Raw genomic sequence first — 18,153 nt, 5'->3', positions numbered from 1 at the left:
TATGGACGCACATATTTTGACCCAGATACTCGAGATAGCATTTCAAAAAAAAGTATCAGATCTGCATTTTGAAGTAGACAATCCCCCGTTTTTCCGAGGCAGAGGACAACTAATTCGCTCAAAAATGCCGAACTTGACTCCTCAGGATACGGAGTTCATTGCTTCCAGAATCCTGGAGTTCAACGGTCGGCAGATCACCAGTGATCTCAAGGAACTAGATGCCTCCTATTCCATCCCCAGCGGGGGACGCTTCAGAGTAAGCATATTCAGACAGCGGGGCCATTTCGGCATTATCATGCGTGTCATCCCTCCCCATATTGGTACTTTCAAGGAATTAAACCTTCCTCCTGTTCTCGGCGAAATTGCAAAGGCTCCCAACGGATTAATCCTGGTCACCGGCCCAACCGGGAACGGTAAGTCCACCACTCTTGCTTCAATGCTCAGGTATATCAATGAAAATAACTACTACAACATCATCACCATTGAAGATCCCATAGAGTTTCTTTTTTCTTCACAAAAAAGCTGCATTATCCAGAGAGAAGTCGGCATTGACACGCAAAACTTCAATTCAGCTTTAAAAGCTGCCTTAAGAATGGATCCCGATGTTATCATGGTTGGTGAAATGCGTGATCGGGAGACTATCGACGCCTGTATAAAAGCAGCGGAAACCGGACATCTGATCCTGTCAACCCTGCACACTCAGGGAGCTGTTTCAACCATAAACCGTATCATTGGTCATTTTCCTCCTGAGTCCCAGGAAATAGTTCGTCAACGTTTAGCCGACATATTGGTGGCAACAGTATCTCTGCGTCTGGTGAAGGACAAAACCGGAGAAAGTATTCTGCCGGTTGTGGAAATAATGCGAGCCACCACTACGATTCAAGCATGCATACGTGAGGGACGACTGGACGAAATTGAAAAACACATTGAAAATGGAAGTTCTCAATACCAGATGCAAAGCCTGGATCAACACCTGTTATCCCTTTATCGTCAGGATCTCATTTCGATTGAAGACGCCAAGCGGCTGTCACATTCGATGGATTTTGAACGCAAACTTATGTTTGACAATTGATATTGCCAGGCAATAAAAAACCCGTTTAAAGCGGGTTTTTTGTTGCCTTATTGATGCCGCAACTTATGCAACAACCTGCTGGGGTGCTGCATAAGTTGATGAAAAAGGCATTGAGCTAAAAGGAGTTAACAAGGTGATCTGAAGGTTACTTATTTACCCAGCTGTTCTTTTTAGCGCTCTGTTCAATGAGGTTTCAGCAAGAAGGGTGATAGAAAGGTTAGCAGAGAGGAATTAACAGTTGATATCACTAAGTTGGTCTATTGGAACTAATTTTAACCGTGGAAGCAATTCTGAAGGAAGATCTGCCATGTGTTCAGGTCCAAGGGAAATCAGTTTTTCCCGCATTCTGTTAGCGGATTCAACCAACGCTGTAACATCTATTCGTTGACAGGTGGAGTTCACACGGCTCAGATAACCTGCTCCACCTTCCAGCAGGCTAATCGATCCCCCAAAATTGCCGTTTCGCCAGTGATGTAAAGCAACGGCGATTTGAAGCATGCCTTGATAGAAATCCCGCAATTCTCCTTGTTCGCCCAACCACAGGTCTTCGAGCGTTTCATGACATTCAAACCATTCACCGCGGTTGAACTCACCCAAGGCACGCAGTAATGGACCTGGGGGTGATGAATTACAACTTTTCATTCATTATACCTGTTTGCAAAAGCAGAGCATGCGGAGTCAGCGCTTTCAATCGCGCTAAAAAGGGCTCTGAAGTTTAGGGGTTTGAGGAGATATGAGTCAATTGAAATACCTTGAGAGAGGAGGGCCTCAGAAATTGTTTTGTTGCCGAAAGCTGTCAGGACAATGATTCTGGTGGTAGCTTTAATCGACTTGATTCTACCAGCCATGCAAATACCGTCCATTCCCGGCATGTTTATATCAGTAATAACAATATCCGGACGATGCCGGATGAAACAGTCAAGTCCGCTCTTACCGTCTTCTGCAGTATGCAAAGAAAAGTTGGGGAACCTGACGGTAATAACCTTTTCAAGGATCTGACAGGCGGCACAATCATCTTCTACAATTAGTATTGACCGCATTTCTTGTACCTCACCATAACTCTTCGCGATTGTCTCAGGAGGTAAAAAAAAGGCTCGTCTTTACGACGAGCCTTTGAAGTTTTATTGATAGTCTGACATCTCGTCAAACTGCAGATATTTGTAAATTTTTTCCTTATTGGGTTCAATTTTCTCTTTGTAGATAGCCATGAACTCGGCAACCGTCGGCAGTCTGCCAATCGTTGAAGCAACTGCACCCAGCTCGGCGGAACCGAGAAATACCTTGGCACCGTCACCTATGCGATCATCGAAGTTACGGGTCGAGGTTGAGAACATGTTTACCCCATCAGGTACGCGTGCCTGATTGCCCATGCAAAGAGAGCAGCCGGCAATTTCAATGCGGGCACCAAAGGCACTGTAGACTGAAAAATAAGCCTCGTCCTTGAGTTGTTGCTGATCCATGCGGGTCGGAGGGCAGATCCACGTGCGAACGTTTGAATTAAATTTCAGACCACGCCAGATTTCAGCGGCAGCACGGAAATGACCAATGTTGGTCATGCAGGAACCAAGGAAGATATCCTGAATCGGGGTATTAGCTACTTCAGAAAGAAGCTTGACGTCATCCGGATCATTGGGACATGCCAGAATCGGCTCGGTAATTTCGGCAAGATCGATTTCAATAACGTCGGCATAAGCACCAGTTGCTTCGGCATTCTTGTCTGCTTCAAGCAGTTCGGGTTTTGCCAACCAGGCCTGAACAGCATCAATGCGGTTCTGCAAGGTCTGAGCATCCTGATACCCGTCGGCAATCATCTTCTTCATCAAGGCGACATTGGAGCGAAGATAGGTAGCAACCGATTCTTTGGAAAGTTGAATGCAACCGGCAGCAGCAGAACGTTCTGCAGCAGCATCGGTCAATTCAAAAGCCTGCTCCACGGTCAATTCCGGGAGACCTTCCATTTCTAGGATGCGACCGTTGAAGATGTTGATCTTGTTTTTCTTGGGCACGGTGAGCTTGCCCTGTTTAATGGCCCAGTAGGGTATGGCATTCACAGCGTCACGAAGGGTAATACCGGGGTTAAGCTTACCCTTAAAGCGAACAAGTACAGATTCAGGCATATCAAGCGGCATGAAACCCATGGCACCTGCAAACGCTACCAGTCCTGACCCTGCCGGAAAGGAGATACCAATGGGGAAACGGGTATGCGAATCGCCGCCGGTGCCAACAGTGTCAGGAAGGAGCAGACGATTCAGCCATGAGTGAATAACTCCATCGCCTGGCTTGAGTGGTACTCCGCCACGCTCGATGATGAACTGGGGCAGAGTCTTGTGCATTTTCACGTCAGCAGGTTTTGGGTATGCAGCTGTGTGGCAGAATGACTGCATGAACATCGGTGAAAGGAACTTGAGGCAGGCCAGTTCCTTCAATTCGTCAGCAGTCATAGGACCGGTTGTGTCCTGAGAACCAACAGTAGTCATCTTCGGCTCACAAGCTGTGCCTGGAAGAATACCTTGCACGCCGCAGGCCTTGCCGACCATCTTTTGCGCTAATGAATATCCTTGGTCAGACTTGGGAACAGGGTTGACAGGAAGGGTAAACGCTTCAGTCGCTCCCAGACCAAGTGCTTTACGCGCCTTGTCGGTAACTGCGCGACCAATAATCAGCGGTATGCGGCCGCCGGCGCGAAATTCATCAGCCAGCGTGTTGGGAGTAATCTTAAAAGTAGAGATGACCTCCCCTTTTTCGTTGCTGATCTCACCTTTAGCTGTATTTATTGTAATGATGTCGCCATCATTCATTTTGGTAACGTCAGCTTTCAGCGGCAGTGCACCGGAATCCTGAGCGGTATTGAAGAAGATCGGAGCAATAACACCACCGATGATTACACCGGCGGTTTTTTTGTTAGGCACGCAGGGGATATCCTGGCCCATGTGCCACAGCACCGAGTTGCATGCTGACTTACGTGAAGATCCAGTGCCGACCACGTCACCGACAAAAGCGACCTGGTGACCGGCAGCACGCCAGTCAGCAATATCCTTGAGGCGGTTAGGAAAGCGGGTTTTACCCATTGCCAGAGCATGAAGAGGGATATCGGGTCGACTCCAGGCATCGCCAGCAGGTGAGAAGTCGTCAGTGTTGATTTCACCCTCGACCTTGAAGACTTTTACTTTGATTGTTTCAGGTACGCCCGGACGATTTGTAAACCACTCCGCTTTAGCCCATGACTCAAGAACTTTTTTTGCCGCGGTATTAGACGAGCTAAGAGCTGCTACTTGATCAAAGCCATCATAAACCAGGGTCATACCTGAAAGTGCACAAGCAGCTTCTTCAGCAAGCTCTGTGTCAGACAGCGCTTCAACCAGCGGGGTCACATTATAGCCACCGAGCATAGTTCCCAATATACGGACCGCATCTACCCGCGAGATCAAAGGAGATTTCTTGCCACCTTTGATGATCTCGGCAAGAAAGGCAGCCTTGACCTTGGCAGCCGGATCAACACCAGGAGATACACGTTCTTTGAGAAGGTTCAGAAGAAATTCTTCTTTGCCTGCAGGGGGCAATTCCAGCAACTTGCACAGGTCGGCAGTCTGCTCGGGGGTCAGTGGCAGCGCGGGAATGCCCAGTGCCTTGCGCTCAGCCTCGTGGGCCAGATAAGCTTCGATCATTGTTTAATCCTCCTTCGTAATATGGGGTGACATTCAGATGTTTTCTGGGCTGTAAAGTGCATACTGTATACATTTTTAGTGACGTCTTGTCAATGGATTATGAAGATTGTCAAAGGGGGTTTTACTTGCGGAATGTTGTTTGAAGCCGTTGCTGGAGAAGCGAATCAGCGCAATCAGGAGTGCCTACTGGATCGTCACCGCAGCATAAGCTACCACCTTGCTGTTGTCTCCGGTTACATCACCACTCGTGCCATAAGCGGTGATTTCAGCAACCGTGGCGCCAAGCAACCCGGCAGCCACCAGCATAACCGCAACTGGTGCCACGCCGCACATGGTGATCCGCTCCATGCGGCAGATACGTAGCAAACCTTCTGGATCAAAGGCCAATACTCTATCAAGCGCCAGGTTGTCTTTGGCGCGAGCAGAGGCAGCAGGTTCATAATGCGTCATATCAGAACTGGCTACAATGAGGACATCCTGACCATATTCACGCACTGCTGCGGCGATACCGGATCCAATCTCACGGAGGATAGGGAAGTTTGCAGTACCGATGCAGAGAGCCGCGATAGTTACATTAGGCTTGAGTACTTGCAAAAACGGTACTTGTACTTCAAGGGAATGTTCAAATTGGTGAGCGACATTGTCAAACTGGACATGGGAAGCATGTTTGTTGATCAGAGAATTCAGGCGAGAATTGAGAGCAACTGTTCCCAAGGGAGTTAACCATTCTCCATCGGGAAATAGTGCTGTCGTTTCGCCAAGGCCGTGGTGATTTGGGCCGATTATCAGAACAGTGTCGGGGATATGTACTTTACCGTATATTTGGCCGGCAATGGAACCTGAATACATGTAGCCGGCATGGGGAGCAACGATGCCGATTACTTTTTGGCGCGTATCAGTGAGTTGTATCAGTCTGGTCAGATCATCATGCAACTTGATTCTATCTTCTGAATAAAACTGTCCAGCCACAACAGGTTGGCGCTGCATAGTATACCCTCCTGCTCTAGGTTGCCTGTAATGTTCCTAGCAAATTATAACACTCCTGAAGGAATCAGCTTCCGGCAGAATGTTCCGTATCGAATGGCAAAAGGGTATCTATATTTTGAGTGGCATTCTGGTCGAGGGGCAACTCTTCCTGCAGTTCCATAAAGGGGGTTTCGTCAAGGGCCTGAATCTCTTTGAGTGTTGGTAAAGCTTTCAAGTCCTTTAGTCCGAACGTTTCCAGGAACTCCTTTGAAGTGCCATAAATGAGTGGCCGTCCGGGAATTTCTTTCTTTCCCAAAATCCTGATCAGCTTTTTATCCAGCAGGGTTTTGATTACGCCTCCGCAGTCAACTCCGCGGAGATATTCCACTTCGGCACGCGTTATCGGCTGGCGGTAGGCAATGATAGCCAGGGTTTCAAGAGCTGAAGGGGAAAATTTAGCAGATCTTGTCCTGACATGCCTGACGATGTAGTCCTGAAATTCCGATCGAGTCCTGAATTGCCAGCCACCGGCCACTTCCACCAGATGAAAACCCCCTCCCCGTCCCTCATGAAAGGCAGCCAGATCGATGAGGCAGGACTTTAGCTCACTGCGCTCAAATTCCTGCAGCAGGTCACACAGCCGGTCAAGGGACAGGGGAGTTTCCGCTGCAAAGATAATACTTTCAACAATAGCGGATAATGACATTGGTATCCATGAGGTGAACGCTACTGCGCCGACACGCCATCATTAGAATCATCCCGACTCACGGCGGGTATAAACCATATCGCACCATGCGGTTCATTCTGGAAAATGCGAATAAGCTTAAGTCTGCACAGCTCCAGAATTGCAAGAAAAGTTACAACAATTCGCTCCCGTGTCGGTTCCAGCGAAACCATTTCGTCGAAATGGATCAGGTCCCGCTCCTGCAGAAGAGAGAGCATTTCATTGATACAATCGGCAATGCTGAGCGAATCGGCTGCAGCAACATCATGAAAACTTTCAGCAGGTACACGGGCCAGCAGTGCACGGAAGGCATCCACAAGATCAAAAAGCTCCAGCTCAACCGGACCATCATCGTTCTGCATCCGGGAAGCCAGTGGTTCCTCACAACAACCACGAGTGAAAACTTCGCGCCCCAGAAGCGCCCGTGCTCCAATTACAAGACCCGCTTCCTTGTACTGCTGGTACTCCAGCAAACGGCGAATGAGCTCAGCTCTGGGATCAGCTTCCTCTACCTCTCCCTCTTCCTGGTCATCCAACGGCAGCAGCATGCGGGACTTGATATGCAGCAACGTGGAGGCCATCAGCAGAAAATCTCCGGCAACTTCCAGATTCAGGTCCTTCATCAACTTGATGAAATCCAGATACTGACGGGTAATAACTGCAATCGGGATATCCCGTACATCAAGTTCATTCTTCCTGATCAGATGCAGAAGAAGGTCCAGAGGTCCGTCGAATACATCAAGATGTACATTGTAATAGCCCTTGCAGCTATCCAGCAGGCTTGGATTATCTTCTCGCACCTGCTTCATTCCATGTCGCCGATTATCAACATCTTTAGATTTTCAGAGCTGAGCGGGCCTCGGCCATAACCGCATCGGATATCAAAGAAGCCCTGCTGCTTCCATCCTGCAGAAGTTCCTCCACAAATTCTGGTTTCGAGCTCAACTCAACTCGTTTGGCTCTGAAGGGTGCAAGATGATCATTCATGCATTCAGCAAGAATGCGCTTGCACTCGACACAGCCAATGGTGGCGTTGCGACAAGCCGGAATTATCTCATCCAACTTTTCTTGAGGGACATAAATGCGATGCAGATTAAAGGCTACGCACACATCAGGTTCCCCCGGGTCTGCTCGTCGAACGCGAGCCGGATCCGTCATCATGGAAAGAACTTTTTTTGAAGTTTCCTCAGCTGTATCAGACAAATAGATGGAGTTTCCGTAAGACTTACTCATCTTGCGACCATCGAGTCCGAGGAGTTTGGGTGTTTGGGTCAAGAATGCCTCGGGCTCCGGAAAGACATTTCCATAGAGATGATTGAACCTCCGGGTGATCTCACGAGTGATTTCAAGATGTGGAAGCTGGTCGTGCCCGACGGGTACTCGGGTTCCCTTGTACAGGATGATGTCGGCTGCCATCAGGACCGGATACCCTAAAAAACCGAATGTAGAAAGATCACGATGTTCAATGTTGTCCTGGAGTTCCTTGTAGGTGGGATTCCGTTCCAGCCAGGAGACCGGAGTAATCATGGACAGGATCAGGTTGAGCTCTGCATGGTGCGGCACCAGGCTCTGCCGGAAAATGATTGATTTTTCCGGGTTCAAGCCAAATGCAATCCAGTCCAGAACCATCTCGCGAATGTTATCTCTGATAGCGGCTGTATCGGCATATTCAGTGGTAAGTGAGTGCCAATCTGCCACAAAGAAAAAACAATCAAACTGGTCTTGAATTTTAATCCAGTTTTCAAGAACACCATGATAATGACCAATGTGAAGCTTTCCGGTAGGCCTCATTCCGCTGACAACTCGATGTTTCATCTGAATATGCTCCTTAATGGCATCAGTTAATATTTAAGGCACAATATGTTTCTGCATTTTGAAATACGAACAGAAACAGGTTCAACGCATCATCATATGTGTTACCCCAAGCACGAGACCGCTCTGTGGCCCTGCAAGGAGATTTACACTCACCTGAAGAAACGGGGAAATTACATAGGAAAAGACGTTGGTGAAAAATACCAGCAAAATAATGATTATCATGCCGTAGGGCTCAATACGCGACCATGCAGCCGCCTGACGGTAGGGCAATAGACCCACCAGCACCCGTCCGCCATCCAGTGGAGGGACCGGAATCATATTGAAGATGGCAAGCAAGAGATTGATGTAGACCGAGAATGCAAGCATCAGCACCAGCGGCTCGGCAATCATTCCAAACGGCAAGGCTGTTGTAGTCAAATTGCCTAAAGCCACCATCCCTCTCAGGGCAAGCGCCGATAGAATTGCCAGCAGGATATTGGTAATTGGTCCAGCAGCTGCGACCCAGATCATGTCCTTCTTGGGATTACGCAGATTCTCATAGACGACCGGTACCGGTTTTGCCCATCCGATGCCAATGAAAAAAATCATCAAGGTACCAATTATATCAATATGTTTTAGGGGATTGAGGGTGAGCCTGCCTTGCATGCGGGCAGTAGGATCACCGTAACGCCAGGCAACCAGCCCATGAGAGACTTCATGGCAGGTAATAGCCAGCAGACCAGGAACCAGCATGATGGAAAGCTTGAAGAAGAAATTTTCCATGGATATCCTTTTCAGAGGGATAAAATCAGTAAAACTAACAGAGTGAAATTCCAAAGTCAACCGCACGACCTGTGGACTTCCTTTCCCTCAGTTGGAAAAATTGATTTATTGTTAATTATATCGACGATTCCAATAGAACCTCTGGGAATCTTTTCTTTAAAAATAATAGTTTTTAATTTGGAAAGGTACTTGCAGCTGCCTTGAGTCATCTGACTGTTAAGAAGGAGGCTGAAGTACGATGATTGCAAATTTCCTTAAGCTACTGTTGCCATCAAAAACATTTCTATACTTAAAAGTCTTCTATTACAGCCTGAAAAATGAACTCACCTATCTGGAGACCCACATAACCAATCATTGTAACCTTAACTGCAGTGCATGCCGGCATTTTAGTCCCCTTAGTGGCGAGAGTTTCAGAGACCTTAATCTTTTTAAAAAAGACATGGAACGAATGCAGGAATTATTCTCTAACGTCAGAGTAATCCGTTTGATGGGTGGAGAACCGTTATTGCATCCAAATGTATCCGACTTTTTGACCATTACACGAAAAGCTTTCCCAAGGGCAGAAATTCACCTCGCAACCAATGGGATTCTACTTTCAAAAATGAATATAGGGTTCTGGAAATCTTGTTCTTCGGCAAAAATAATTCTTGATGTAACTCGATACCTGAAAGGGTTCGATTTTTCTCGTATCAGGCAGTTGACACTTGAGTATGGCGTAACAATGAATGAATCCCCATTGGTGACCAAATTTCACAAGTATCACATGAATCGCGAAGGAAATTCTAATATCGAAAAAACCTTTAACGCCTGCAGAAATCAGTCCTACTGCCCCTTCCTGGACAGTGACAAAGGACGTCTTTATACATGTGCTGTTTCAGCAACGGCCAGTATATATTCGGAACATTTCCAGGATAAACTAAATACCTCTGACAGGGATTACATATCCATTTATGGGAATCTCACCTCCCGAGATATATTCAAATTCCTGAGTTCTTCAGTCCCTTTTTGCCGCTATTGCACCACAAAGAAAACTCTTTTTGACTGGTCCCTGAGCCGCCTTACAAAAGAAGAGTGGTTTGATTGATTACATAAGTTTCTTGTCTTTAAACGCAAAAAGGCGGAGGTTACACCCCCGCCTTTTTGCGTTACGTACGTTTAATATTAAATATCGTAGTACAGTTCAAACTCGAGAGGTACCGGACGCATGCGAACGGGGTTAACTTCTGCCTCTGTTTTGTACTCGATCCATTTTTCAACAACATCTGGTGTGAAAACATCACCTTTCAACAAGAAGTCATGATCTTCTTTGAGAGCGTTAAGTGCTTCCTCAAGGCTGCCCGGAGCAGAAGGTATGTGTTTGAGCTCTTCTGGAGAGAGACCGTAGATGTCTTTGTCAAGCGGTTGACCGGGATCGATTTTGTTTTCGATTCCGTCAAGTCCGGCCATCAGCATTGCAGCAAAAGCAAGGTAGCCATTGCATGAAGGATCTGGTGTGCGGTATTCAACGCGTTTTGCCTTGGGATTGGTGGACATCATCGGGATACGCAACGAAGCGGAACGGTTACGGCTTGAATAAGCCATATTAACCGGAGCTTCGAAGCCCGGCACCAAACGCTTATAAGAGTTGGTGGTCGGGTTGGTGATGGCGCAAAGAGCCTTGGCGTGCTTAATGATACCGCCGATGTACCAGAGAGCCATCTGGGAAAGCCCGCCGTATTTATCACCGGCAAACAGGTTTGAACCGTCTTTCCAGATTGACATATGACAATGCATACCGGAGCCGTTATCACCGTAAAGAGGCTTAGGCATGAATGTAACAGTTTTGTTATTGCGGTAAGCAACGTTTTTGATGACATACTTGAACCACTGCAGCTGGTCAGCCATGTCAACCAGCGAGGAGAAACGCATATCGATTTCGGCCTGACCACCAGTGGCGACTTCATGATGCTGGCATTCTACACGGATGCCGACTTTCTGAAGTTCAAGGACCATTTCATTGCGCAGGTCATTCTGGGAGTCAACCGGTGAACAAGGGAAGTAGCCTTCCTTATGACGTGGTTTGTACCCAAGATTCGGGAATTCTTCACGCCCTGAGTTCCAGGCACCTTCTGAAGAATCTACAGCATAAAAAGACTGATTGGAGCTTGAGTCATAGCGAACATCATCAAATATGAAGAATTCAGCTTCTGGTCCAAAAAAAGCAGTATCGCCAATCCCGGTCGACTTCAAGTACATTTCAGCCTTTTTTGCAATATTACGCGGATCCCGTGTGTAGTCTTCCTTGGTAATAGGATCGAAAATGTCGCAGATGATCGACAGAGTCGGTACAGCAACAAATGGATCCATTTTGGCTGTAGTGGGATCAGGAAGAAGGATCATGTCGGATGCGTGAATAGGTTGCCAGCCACGGATGGAAGAGCCATCAAAGCCTTGACCTTCTTCAAAGGTATCTTCACTGAACTCTGTCATGGGAACAGATACATGCTGCCATGTTCCTACAAAATCCATGAATTTGTAATCAACCATCAATGCGCCATTTTCTTTTGCAAACTCAATTACTTGCTTCGGTGTCATTAAAGTACTCCTTTCGGGGATTTAGAGGGCGTCTTCGCCGGTTTCTCCAGTTCTGATACGTACAACAGCTTCAACGGGGGTAACAAAAATCTTGCCATCGCCGATTCGGCCAGTTTTTGCAGATTTTTCAATTACTTCGATAACCTTAAGCAGGATATCGTCAGCGACTATTATCTCTAGTTTAATTTTGGGGATGAAATCTACAACATATTCTGCACCACGGTATAACTCGGTGTGTCCCTTCTGGCGGCCGAAACCTTTGACCTCACTCACGGTAATACCCTGAATACCGATTTCGTTCAGAGCCTCTTTGACTTCATCAAGCTTGAAGGGCTTGATTATAGCATCTACTTTTTTCAATGGCGCTCCCCTTTCATGAAATTTGACAGACAAAGCGATTGCCGCTGAGCAAAGTCGCCTCAGAATTGCAATTCTTTTGCCAAAATTTACGTCATTTTTTTAACATTAAGAAACAAAGACTTAAGTAATCATCAAAAAGTTGTGAGAGAGATGTGAAGAAATGTTTGCCTTATTTTTTAGCAGAGACAACAATAACTGCTCATTATTTAGTCAACTACTAATTCCCTAGTTCTTTAAGTTCCTTGATGATTTCCACTTGTCGTTGATTGATGAAATAAGCGATCTGCTGTTGGGAAATTTTATCTGGCTGGAATTCAAGCAGGCATGTAAAAGGGGCCGAATCACCTACTATGCGTACAACTTTTGCACTTAGCTCAACTTCGGTTACTCTTCCGGAACCTGGATCACTCAGCTTTAAGCAAGGTGTGACGATCAGACCCGGTAGCAGCAGTTCTGCGTCAATCACCTTCAAAGCCGCGCCTCCCAATGAAATATCAAGAACTGAAGCTTCTATTGGGTGTCCCTCTATCACCAACTCAACTTCAAGTGGCTTATCCAGAACAACTCTGACAAAACGCCTCATGTCGGAACGGATCTTGGCATAACTGAATTTGCAGAGAATGACCTTTTTTCTATTAACATTGATATAGAAAGCTTCTCCTAGAATGTCGTCCGAAAACGGTGATTTTTCGGGACAATATATCAATGCTCTTTTTTCTAAATTAACCACTTTGGCTTGATATTCATGAACTTCAAATTCAGACATTTCATTTTCAATAGCTAGCAACGTAGCATCATAGGAAACAGGGATCTCTTTGTAATAATTGAGGAAGGAAAACTTCTTTCCAATCATCCCCTTCATATGCTGCAGAATCATCAATGCGTCATCATATGGTGTTGTACGTACAATTTTATCAAAATATTGAAACATTACGGGATCCTGAAGGTAACAAGATTTGCATAAGGAATCGGCTTGCTGTATATTCCTTTGAGCTGAATTTCTCTATCAGAAATATTCTGTTCCCACAAGCACTAATGAGTTATCAATGTACATTTCAAACCTTTCGCGCGTTTTCTCTCCATGTATAGTTGCTGGCAGCATGATGTTTTTAATTTCATCCGCCTGCCCCGTTCCTTCTTATGCTGACATTTACCGTTTTGTTACCGTAGATGGAGTCGAGACCTTCACTGATGCGCCATCGAACAAACAGGCAAAAGTCATCATCAAAGATTCAATAGCAAAACAGGGTAAAAAAAAGAAAAACACTGGAAGGGAAAAAACAAGAGATATTTCACTTGATGAAATTGTCGCCAAAACAGTAAACGCATCACTTTCTCCACAGGATACCAACGCCACAATCGTACCCAGGCTGCCTTCGGTTGGCGGCACCATAACTTCCGTTGTCGGCATGCGCACTGATCCAATCGATGGAAAATGGCGCCAGCACAACGGTATAGACATTGCGCTTCGCGAAGGGACCCCCGTCCCTCCCGCTGCCCCAGGTGTGGTAGTATACAGCGGCCAACGATCCGGATACGGCAATACCGTCATAGTTGAACATTCCAATGGTATGATCACGCTTTACGGCCACAACAGTCGCCTCATGGTTTCATCGGGACAGATAGTAGATAGTGATACCGTCCTTGCCCTGTCCGGTAATACCGGTCGATCCACCGGTCCTCACCTGCATTTTGAAGCCTGGCAGGGAGGGACCAACATCACCTCGGCATTTCTGTCAGGCAGCAGGGAAAAGCTTCCCCAACTTCAGCTGGCTTCATTCAAGTCCAAGGTACAGTTTCGAAAAGAAACGCTCTCGGATGGTTCAGTTCTCTTTACCAACATTCCATCATCCACTCCCTGATGCGCGATCAACTCGAAAAATATAGTAACAAGCTAAAAGCAGACCGTTCCGCTTTAGCTGATAGAATTGCACTAGCGGCCCAGGACGATATTCTGATCAGCGCAGGTGAATCAACGTTATCACTGCTTTCAGCGGACATCCTTTCCCAGCTCAATTGTCTTGCTTTAGTTGCTGCCACCCCTGCCCTTCCTTTTGCAGATTTTCTGGTACAACGTTCGTGTGCCCAAACGCACGAAATTATTCCCCAGGACACCGAAACCAGGACCTTCCTGCATGATATCCCGATTCTTCGTTCCAGTGACCTTGGCACACAACCGGCTGACACCATTGCCCGATTGCTTGGCAACCGCAAAGGGATAGTTGTCGAAGGTATCGGCATCATTGCCACCGGAGCGCTCACCGTAGAACAGGCCTACATCAACTGGTCGTCTGTCTTCCACGCTACCTTTGTCAAATATCTGCAAGATGTTTTAAGTAATGGATTCAACTTGCCTGGCGAAGCATCCGCCTTTTCCCGCTTCCGAAATGAATGGCTGCTGCCGCTTTCCGCCAACGGGCTGGAATTCAGAGAAGGACCGTTGCTGGAAAAAAGCGAAATTCTCCATGAAATGGCACGGGTTGGAAGTTATACCGTACACCGCGGGCTGGTTGACTCCTTCTTCGGCAATATTTCCTATTCCAACGGAGATCTGATTTACATATCCCAGACCGCTTCCAGCTTGGACGAACTGCCTGGCTGCATTGATCCTGTTCCCTTTGAAGATAGCTCAACAGTAGGTATCACTGCCTCCAGTGAGCTTGTGGCCCATCGACGAATATTTGAAACAACCGGCTGCCGGGCCATACTGCATGGCCATCCTCGTTTCGCCGTTATCATGAGTATGCAGTGCGAAGAACAGCAACAGTGCCATGTCAGAGACTGCTGGAAAGATTGCAGCAAGGTCAGGCTGCTGGGAGCCACACCGGTTGTAGCAGGAGAAATTGGCGCCGGCGGAATCGCAAAGAACGTTCCACCTGTCATCGGCAGCACAGGCCAGGCTATCGTGTATGGCCACGGTGTTTTCAGCATCGGCAAGAAAGATTTTGCAGAAGCGTTTCAGGCGCTGGTGGATGTTGAAAACTGGTGCCGCGAAGAGTATTTTCGCAGGTTTGATGAGCAGTATTCCACCATGTCGTCGTAAACGCTGTTTTTCAAATCCGCTTTGCAATTCCTCCCATTTTGCCAAACCCTCAATATCCTTCACCATCCTCATTGTTAGAAACTCCGCTCCCGACATGAATCGTTATCATTTCTCATGTTTGACCTGCATCAAGGCATGCAACGCAGGTCCATGCCAGAGTAGAGACCTTATACTCTATTTTGACAGGAGCAGAACATGATCACTACGAGCGAGATTGCCGTTACTATCACCATATGGGTTTTAACTCTGGCAGGTGTTTTTTTTGGCAGCCGAGCCGCCTGGCGGCGCCGAAAAAAGAAAAAGCGTGGGGAAAAAATATAAATTTGAGGGGCGAGGGATCAGAAGCGGACAATCAAAGATCCTGTTACTTTACATACGCGACACTTTGAAACTTTTTGATGCATTATGAATTAATTTGATCTGTGTTTTAATACATCCTAAATCAGTTTCATCTTGTCGTGTACCTCAACAGTTGTGCTACAAAATGAAACATATTGATTTAAGTTACAACAAATTTGCCATCCCAAAAACACCATTATTACTGATTAACAGGTTCCCCCAGCAACAGACGATTTTTCGGAGTGATATCGCCAGGAATCCTTTGTGTAATTATTCGATAGCCTGATTCGCGCAGACGTGATGCCCTGATTACATCCTGAGCCAGCGGCCCGTCCAGCCAGCCTCGCAGACCTCCTGTAGTACTTTCAGCCACATCGTGGCAACAGGGAAGCACAGCCACCCTTGCTCTTACCGCAACAGCCCGTTCCAGCACCAGATCCGTCAAAGCTCCACAGGCATGTACTGATACTACCAGATCGTCAGGCAGCAGGTTAACCTGTTTCAGATCCGTCTCTAAGAACGCCACCCTACCCGCCAGACGTGGCCAATCTTCCTCCAGACAGGCCGCCAGCTTGGCTGCCTGCTCCGGAATGCGCCGGTCAACAGCCAGGGCCATCGGTGAACTGTCGTCCAATAACAGAAGAATGTACGCCAGCAGTCCGTGTCCACAGGCAAGGTCTATCACCCTACCCCCACGGAAGCGGCGCCGAATCCGTCGTGCCACCTCCCATGCCTCATATAATTCTTTACGGGGCAAACAGCCTGCCTGGCACACACTGCGGGCAATTCGATCGAAGAGAGTCTCGCTGGAGAACTGGGGGATGAGCTTTTCAGTAAGTCTGTTGCGAGATGCTCGGTTCATTTTAATCCTATCTGTGATTACTACTAAATATACGCCTTTGTTCCGACCAGGATGCCGCATTCACTAAAATTGTGGTAGCGTACACCGGTGAAATCAGCCTTGGCACGCGTTTACTCCTTTGTGCTTTTTCAATCGCCATGCTATCACTACCCGACTCGTTCCATAAAAATCAATTACATCAAAGAGCCCTATGAACAGAAAACTCAGCATGATCCTCCTTCTTGTTTTTGTACTCATCCTGGTTGTTTTCGGGACCTGGCAACTCTTTGCAGGCAACCTGAAAGCCGCCTTTTCCACCTTTCCCTTTCTGCTGATCATGTACCTGTTTGTACTGAAACTTCGACGCTAGATTTATCCATAAAAAAAGCCGTTCATCAGCATCTGCTGCCAGAACGGCCTTACCTTCTTGACCAGGCAAGCCTCACGGAATCATCGATTTTCAAGGTTGGCTTAATCGTGAAGTAATCGCTAAATCAAGGAATTTCTCTGTGTCTTTTGCGGTAGATTCTATTAAATGTTGATCTTCCTAGCCACCTCGAACAGAGCAATCCCACCGGCAACTGAAGCATTCAGCGAACCTATTCCGCCGTATTGGGGGATTGACATGACCACGTCACACTGCTTACGCACCAGCGGCCTGATTCCTTCCCCTTCATTACCGATCACCAGCACCACGTTGCCGGAAAAAGCGGTTTCATAGATTGACTGCTTTGCCTCCCCGGCCAAACCATAGGCCCAGTATCCTGCTTCTTTCAGGGTTGCCAGCGACTGGGCAATATTGGTCACCTGAACCACCGCAATGGTTTCCACCGCACCAGCAGACGACTTCTCGGCAGCAGCAGTCACGCCGCAGGCACGATCCTTGGGAATGATTACGCCATTGGCACCTGCACAGGCTGCCGATCGGATCAGGGCGCCCAGGTTGTGAGGGTCCTGGATGCCGTCCAGCACCAGCAGAAAACCGCTTTTGCCGTTTTCAGAAATGGAAACCAGCAAATCGCTCAGATCAGTATAGCGAAAAGGCTCCACTTCCAGGGCAATCCCCTGATGATGGGACGATGCGCACATCTTGGTAAGATCCAGCTTCTCGCGACGATGTACCGCCACTCCGCGCTCTTCGGCCAGTTTGATGATCTTTTCCACGCGATGGTCACTGGCGCTGACCTGCACATACAAATTATAGGCGCCGCGCGTGCTCTGCAGGGATTCCTTGACCGGGTTGACACCAAAGATCAATTCACCTTTCATGGACAGCCCCCTGCAATTTCCTCCACTATCAGATCAGCTGCGGCCGCAGGATCGGATGCCTTGGCGATTGGCCGGCCGATAACCAGATAATCTGCGCCGGCTGTCACCGCCTCGGCCGGAGCCATGATGCGTTTCTGATCATCAACCGCTGCAAAGGATGGGCGTACGCCCGGAGTGACAATCAGAAAATCAGGGCCGCATGCCTCACGTATCAGGCCTATCTCAAGCGGAGATGCCACTACACCGTCCATACCGCTCTCCTGAGCCAGACGAGCCAGACGGACCACCATCTGGTCCACTGGATGCTCGATACCAACCCGCCGCAAGGTTTCAGCGGTAGAAGAGGTCAGAATGGTAACTGCCAGCAGGCGCGGACGATCATCACCGAATTCCGAACGCACAGCATTAGCCGCTGTTTCCATCATTTCGGCTCCACCCAAAGCATGCAGGTTTGCCAAGCGCACCCCCATCCGGGATGCCTCTACCATGGCTTTGGCCACCGTGTTGGGAATATCGTGATACTTAAGATCCAGAAATACTTCCCCTCCATGGCGCAGGACGGTCTGTACCGCCTCGCGTCCGCAGGCGGTAAAAAGCTCCTTGCCCACCTTGAACATACCCACTTTGCCCGACAGCAGAGCGGCGTAACGGTCTATCTCAGCCACCCCGTTCACATCCAGGGCAAAGATTATTTTTTTGCGTGCTTCATCACTATTCATGGAT

The 18,153-nt window shown here is 47.8% G+C and carries 20 protein-coding genes; 6 read left to right on the top strand and 14 right to left on the bottom strand.

Annotated features, from left to right (window positions below):
• Nucleotide 1: 1 nt before the first annotated feature.
• Nucleotides 2-1,072: a type IV pilus twitching motility protein PilT gene (locus KJB30_RS07225; RefSeq protein WP_214297428.1), complete on the top strand. Its 1,071-nt coding sequence runs from the start codon at nt 2-4 to the stop codon at nt 1,070-1,072.
• A gap of 231 nt (nt 1,073-1,303) precedes the next feature.
• On the opposite strand, the gene KJB30_RS07220 is transcribed toward KJB30_RS07225, so the two are convergent.
• From KJB30_RS07220 to KJB30_RS07185, 8 genes are all read right to left on the bottom strand, one after another.
• Nucleotides 1,304-1,714 carry a DUF309 domain-containing protein gene (locus KJB30_RS07220; RefSeq protein ID WP_214297426.1) on the bottom strand — a complete coding sequence of 137 codons (411 nt, stop codon included), beginning with the start codon at nt 1,712-1,714 and terminating at the stop codon, nt 1,304-1,306.
• Nucleotides 1,711-2,112 carry a response regulator gene (locus KJB30_RS07215; RefSeq protein WP_214297424.1) on the bottom strand — a complete coding sequence of 134 codons (402 nt, stop codon included), beginning with the start codon at nt 2,110-2,112 and terminating at the stop codon, nt 1,711-1,713. Before KJB30_RS07215 ends, KJB30_RS07220 begins: the two co-directional genes overlap by 4 nt.
• A gap of 81 nt (nt 2,113-2,193) precedes the next feature.
• Nucleotides 2,194-4,737 carry a bifunctional aconitate hydratase 2/2-methylisocitrate dehydratase gene (acnB, locus tag KJB30_RS07210; protein ID WP_214297422.1) on the bottom strand — a complete coding sequence of 848 codons (2,544 nt, stop codon included), beginning with the start codon at nt 4,735-4,737 and terminating at the stop codon, nt 2,194-2,196.
• A gap of 183 nt (nt 4,738-4,920) precedes the next feature.
• The gene (amrB, locus tag KJB30_RS07205) at nt 4,921-5,724 is read right to left on the bottom strand and encodes an AmmeMemoRadiSam system protein B (protein WP_214297420.1); all 804 of its coding nucleotides are present in this window, start codon (nt 5,722-5,724) and stop codon (nt 4,921-4,923) included.
• A gap of 64 nt (nt 5,725-5,788) precedes the next feature.
• Nucleotides 5,789-6,409, bottom strand: a complete 621-nt coding sequence (scpB, locus tag KJB30_RS07200) for an SMC-Scp complex subunit ScpB (protein ID WP_214297418.1) — start codon at nt 6,407-6,409, stop codon at nt 5,789-5,791.
• 20 nt (nt 6,410-6,429) lie between these two features.
• On the bottom strand, nt 6,430-7,236 hold the full coding sequence (locus tag KJB30_RS07195) for a segregation and condensation protein A (RefSeq protein ID WP_214297409.1): 807 nt from the start codon (nt 7,234-7,236) through the stop codon (nt 6,430-6,432).
• Between the two features lie 25 nt (nt 7,237-7,261).
• On the bottom strand, nt 7,262-8,242 hold the full coding sequence (trpS, locus tag KJB30_RS07190; protein WP_214297402.1) for a tryptophan--tRNA ligase: 981 nt from the start codon (nt 8,240-8,242) through the stop codon (nt 7,262-7,264).
• 81 nt (nt 8,243-8,323) lie between these two features.
• Nucleotides 8,324-9,004 carry a site-2 protease family protein gene (locus KJB30_RS07185; RefSeq protein WP_214297400.1) on the bottom strand — a complete coding sequence of 227 codons (681 nt, stop codon included), beginning with the start codon at nt 9,002-9,004 and terminating at the stop codon, nt 8,324-8,326.
• A gap of 238 nt (nt 9,005-9,242) precedes the next feature.
• Between KJB30_RS07185 and KJB30_RS07180 the strand changes: the two genes are divergently transcribed.
• Nucleotides 9,243-10,088, top strand: coding sequence for a radical SAM protein (locus KJB30_RS07180; protein ID WP_214297398.1), 846 nt, complete (start codon nt 9,243-9,245; stop codon nt 10,086-10,088).
• A gap of 77 nt (nt 10,089-10,165) precedes the next feature.
• On the opposite strand, the gene glnA is transcribed toward KJB30_RS07180, so the two are convergent.
• From glnA to KJB30_RS07165, 3 genes are all read right to left on the bottom strand, one after another.
• Complete coding sequence (gene glnA / locus KJB30_RS07175; protein WP_214297389.1) at nt 10,166-11,578, bottom strand: type I glutamate--ammonia ligase; 1,413 nt, start codon at nt 11,576-11,578, stop codon at nt 10,166-10,168.
• Between the two features lie 21 nt (nt 11,579-11,599).
• Nucleotides 11,600-11,938, bottom strand: a complete 339-nt coding sequence (locus KJB30_RS07170; RefSeq protein ID WP_214297387.1) for a P-II family nitrogen regulator — start codon at nt 11,936-11,938, stop codon at nt 11,600-11,602.
• Nucleotides 11,939-12,155: 217 nt separating this feature from the next.
• Nucleotides 12,156-12,869, bottom strand: coding sequence for a PilZ domain-containing protein (locus KJB30_RS07165; RefSeq protein WP_214297385.1), 714 nt, complete (start codon nt 12,867-12,869; stop codon nt 12,156-12,158).
• 115 nt (nt 12,870-12,984) lie between these two features.
• Between KJB30_RS07165 and KJB30_RS18000 the strand changes: the two genes are divergently transcribed.
• The 3 genes from KJB30_RS18000 (at nt 12,985) to KJB30_RS18220 (ending at nt 15,302) form a co-directional block, all read left to right on the top strand.
• Nucleotides 12,985-13,800, top strand: coding sequence for a M23 family metallopeptidase (locus tag KJB30_RS18000; protein WP_246545556.1), 816 nt, complete (start codon nt 12,985-12,987; stop codon nt 13,798-13,800).
• Nucleotides 13,800-14,981: a class II aldolase/adducin family protein gene (locus KJB30_RS07155; RefSeq protein ID WP_214297383.1), complete on the top strand. Its 1,182-nt coding sequence runs from the start codon at nt 13,800-13,802 to the stop codon at nt 14,979-14,981. Before KJB30_RS18000 ends, KJB30_RS07155 begins: the two co-directional genes overlap by 1 nt.
• A 195-nt stretch (nt 14,982-15,176) precedes the next feature.
• A complete protein-coding gene (locus tag KJB30_RS18220; RefSeq protein WP_281415538.1) occupies nt 15,177-15,302 on the top strand; it encodes a hypothetical protein in 126 nt (41 codons plus the stop codon).
• Between the two features lie 217 nt (nt 15,303-15,519).
• On the opposite strand, the gene KJB30_RS07150 is transcribed toward KJB30_RS18220, so the two are convergent.
• On the bottom strand, nt 15,520-16,182 hold the full coding sequence (locus KJB30_RS07150; RefSeq protein ID WP_214297381.1) for a methyltransferase: 663 nt from the start codon (nt 16,180-16,182) through the stop codon (nt 15,520-15,522).
• A gap of 190 nt (nt 16,183-16,372) precedes the next feature.
• On the opposite strand from KJB30_RS07150, the gene KJB30_RS07145 reads away from it, so the two are divergent.
• Nucleotides 16,373-16,531, top strand: coding sequence for a hypothetical protein (locus KJB30_RS07145; protein ID WP_214297379.1), 159 nt, complete (start codon nt 16,373-16,375; stop codon nt 16,529-16,531).
• Nucleotides 16,532-16,692: 161 nt separating this feature from the next.
• Here the strand turns inward: KJB30_RS07145 and rlmB are convergent, their stop codons facing one another.
• Nucleotides 16,693-17,430: a 23S rRNA (guanosine(2251)-2'-O)-methyltransferase RlmB gene (rlmB, locus tag KJB30_RS07140; protein WP_214297377.1), complete on the bottom strand. Its 738-nt coding sequence runs from the start codon at nt 17,428-17,430 to the stop codon at nt 16,693-16,695.
• Entirely contained in the window at nt 17,427-18,149 is a 723-nt protein-coding gene (gene pyrF / locus KJB30_RS07135) for an orotidine-5'-phosphate decarboxylase (RefSeq protein WP_214297370.1), read from the bottom strand. The genes rlmB and pyrF overlap by 4 nt, the downstream gene beginning before the upstream one ends.
• Between the last annotated feature and the right edge of the window lie 4 nt (nt 18,150-18,153).

Source organism: Pelotalea chapellei (assembly GCF_018531195.1).
Taxonomy (GTDB): Bacteria; Desulfobacterota; Desulfuromonadia; order Geobacterales; family Pseudopelobacteraceae; genus Pelotalea; species Pelotalea chapellei.
The sequence above is the reverse complement of the archived record's forward strand: the minus strand, read 5'-3'. Positions and strand labels throughout refer to the sequence as shown.

Excerpts from the sequence above, each read along its gene's own strand:
- KJB30_RS07155 (WP_214297383.1), top strand. The coding sequence starts at position 13,800 with ATGCGCGATCAACTCGAAAAATATAGTAACAAGCTAAAAGCAGACCGT.
- rlmB (WP_214297377.1), bottom strand. The coding sequence starts at position 17,430 with ATGAAAGGTGAATTGATCTTTGGTGTCAACCCGGTCAAGGAATCCCTG.
- KJB30_RS07145 (WP_214297379.1), top strand. The coding sequence starts at position 16,373 with ATGAACAGAAAACTCAGCATGATCCTCCTTCTTGTTTTTGTACTCATC.
- acnB (WP_214297422.1), bottom strand. The coding sequence starts at position 4,737 with ATGATCGAAGCTTATCTGGCCCACGAGGCTGAGCGCAAGGCACTGGGC.
- KJB30_RS07180 (WP_214297398.1), top strand. The coding sequence starts at position 9,243 with ATGATTGCAAATTTCCTTAAGCTACTGTTGCCATCAAAAACATTTCTA.
- scpB (WP_214297418.1), bottom strand. The coding sequence starts at position 6,409 with ATGTCATTATCCGCTATTGTTGAAAGTATTATCTTTGCAGCGGAAACT.
- KJB30_RS07220 (WP_214297426.1), bottom strand. The coding sequence starts at position 1,714 with ATGAAAAGTTGTAATTCATCACCCCCAGGTCCATTACTGCGTGCCTTG.
- KJB30_RS07195 (WP_214297409.1), bottom strand. The coding sequence starts at position 7,236 with ATGAAGCAGGTGCGAGAAGATAATCCAAGCCTGCTGGATAGCTGCAAG.
- KJB30_RS07165 (WP_214297385.1), bottom strand. The coding sequence starts at position 12,869 with ATGTTTCAATATTTTGATAAAATTGTACGTACAACACCATATGATGAC.
- trpS (WP_214297402.1), bottom strand. The coding sequence starts at position 8,242 with ATGAAACATCGAGTTGTCAGCGGAATGAGGCCTACCGGAAAGCTTCAC.
- KJB30_RS07225 (WP_214297428.1), top strand. The coding sequence starts at position 2 with ATGGACGCACATATTTTGACCCAGATACTCGAGATAGCATTTCAAAAA.
- KJB30_RS07215 (WP_214297424.1), bottom strand. The coding sequence starts at position 2,112 with ATGCGGTCAATACTAATTGTAGAAGATGATTGTGCCGCCTGTCAGATC.
- pyrF (WP_214297370.1), bottom strand. The coding sequence starts at position 18,149 with ATGAATAGTGATGAAGCACGCAAAAAAATAATCTTTGCCCTGGATGTG.
- KJB30_RS07150 (WP_214297381.1), bottom strand. The coding sequence starts at position 16,182 with ATGAACCGAGCATCTCGCAACAGACTTACTGAAAAGCTCATCCCCCAG.
- glnA (WP_214297389.1), bottom strand. The coding sequence starts at position 11,578 with ATGACACCGAAGCAAGTAATTGAGTTTGCAAAAGAAAATGGCGCATTG.
- KJB30_RS07185 (WP_214297400.1), bottom strand. The coding sequence starts at position 9,004 with ATGGAAAATTTCTTCTTCAAGCTTTCCATCATGCTGGTTCCTGGTCTG.
- amrB (WP_214297420.1), bottom strand. The coding sequence starts at position 5,724 with ATGCAGCGCCAACCTGTTGTGGCTGGACAGTTTTATTCAGAAGATAGA.
- KJB30_RS18220 (WP_281415538.1), top strand. The coding sequence starts at position 15,177 with ATGATCACTACGAGCGAGATTGCCGTTACTATCACCATATGGGTTTTA.
- KJB30_RS18000 (WP_246545556.1), top strand. The coding sequence starts at position 12,985 with ATGTACATTTCAAACCTTTCGCGCGTTTTCTCTCCATGTATAGTTGCT.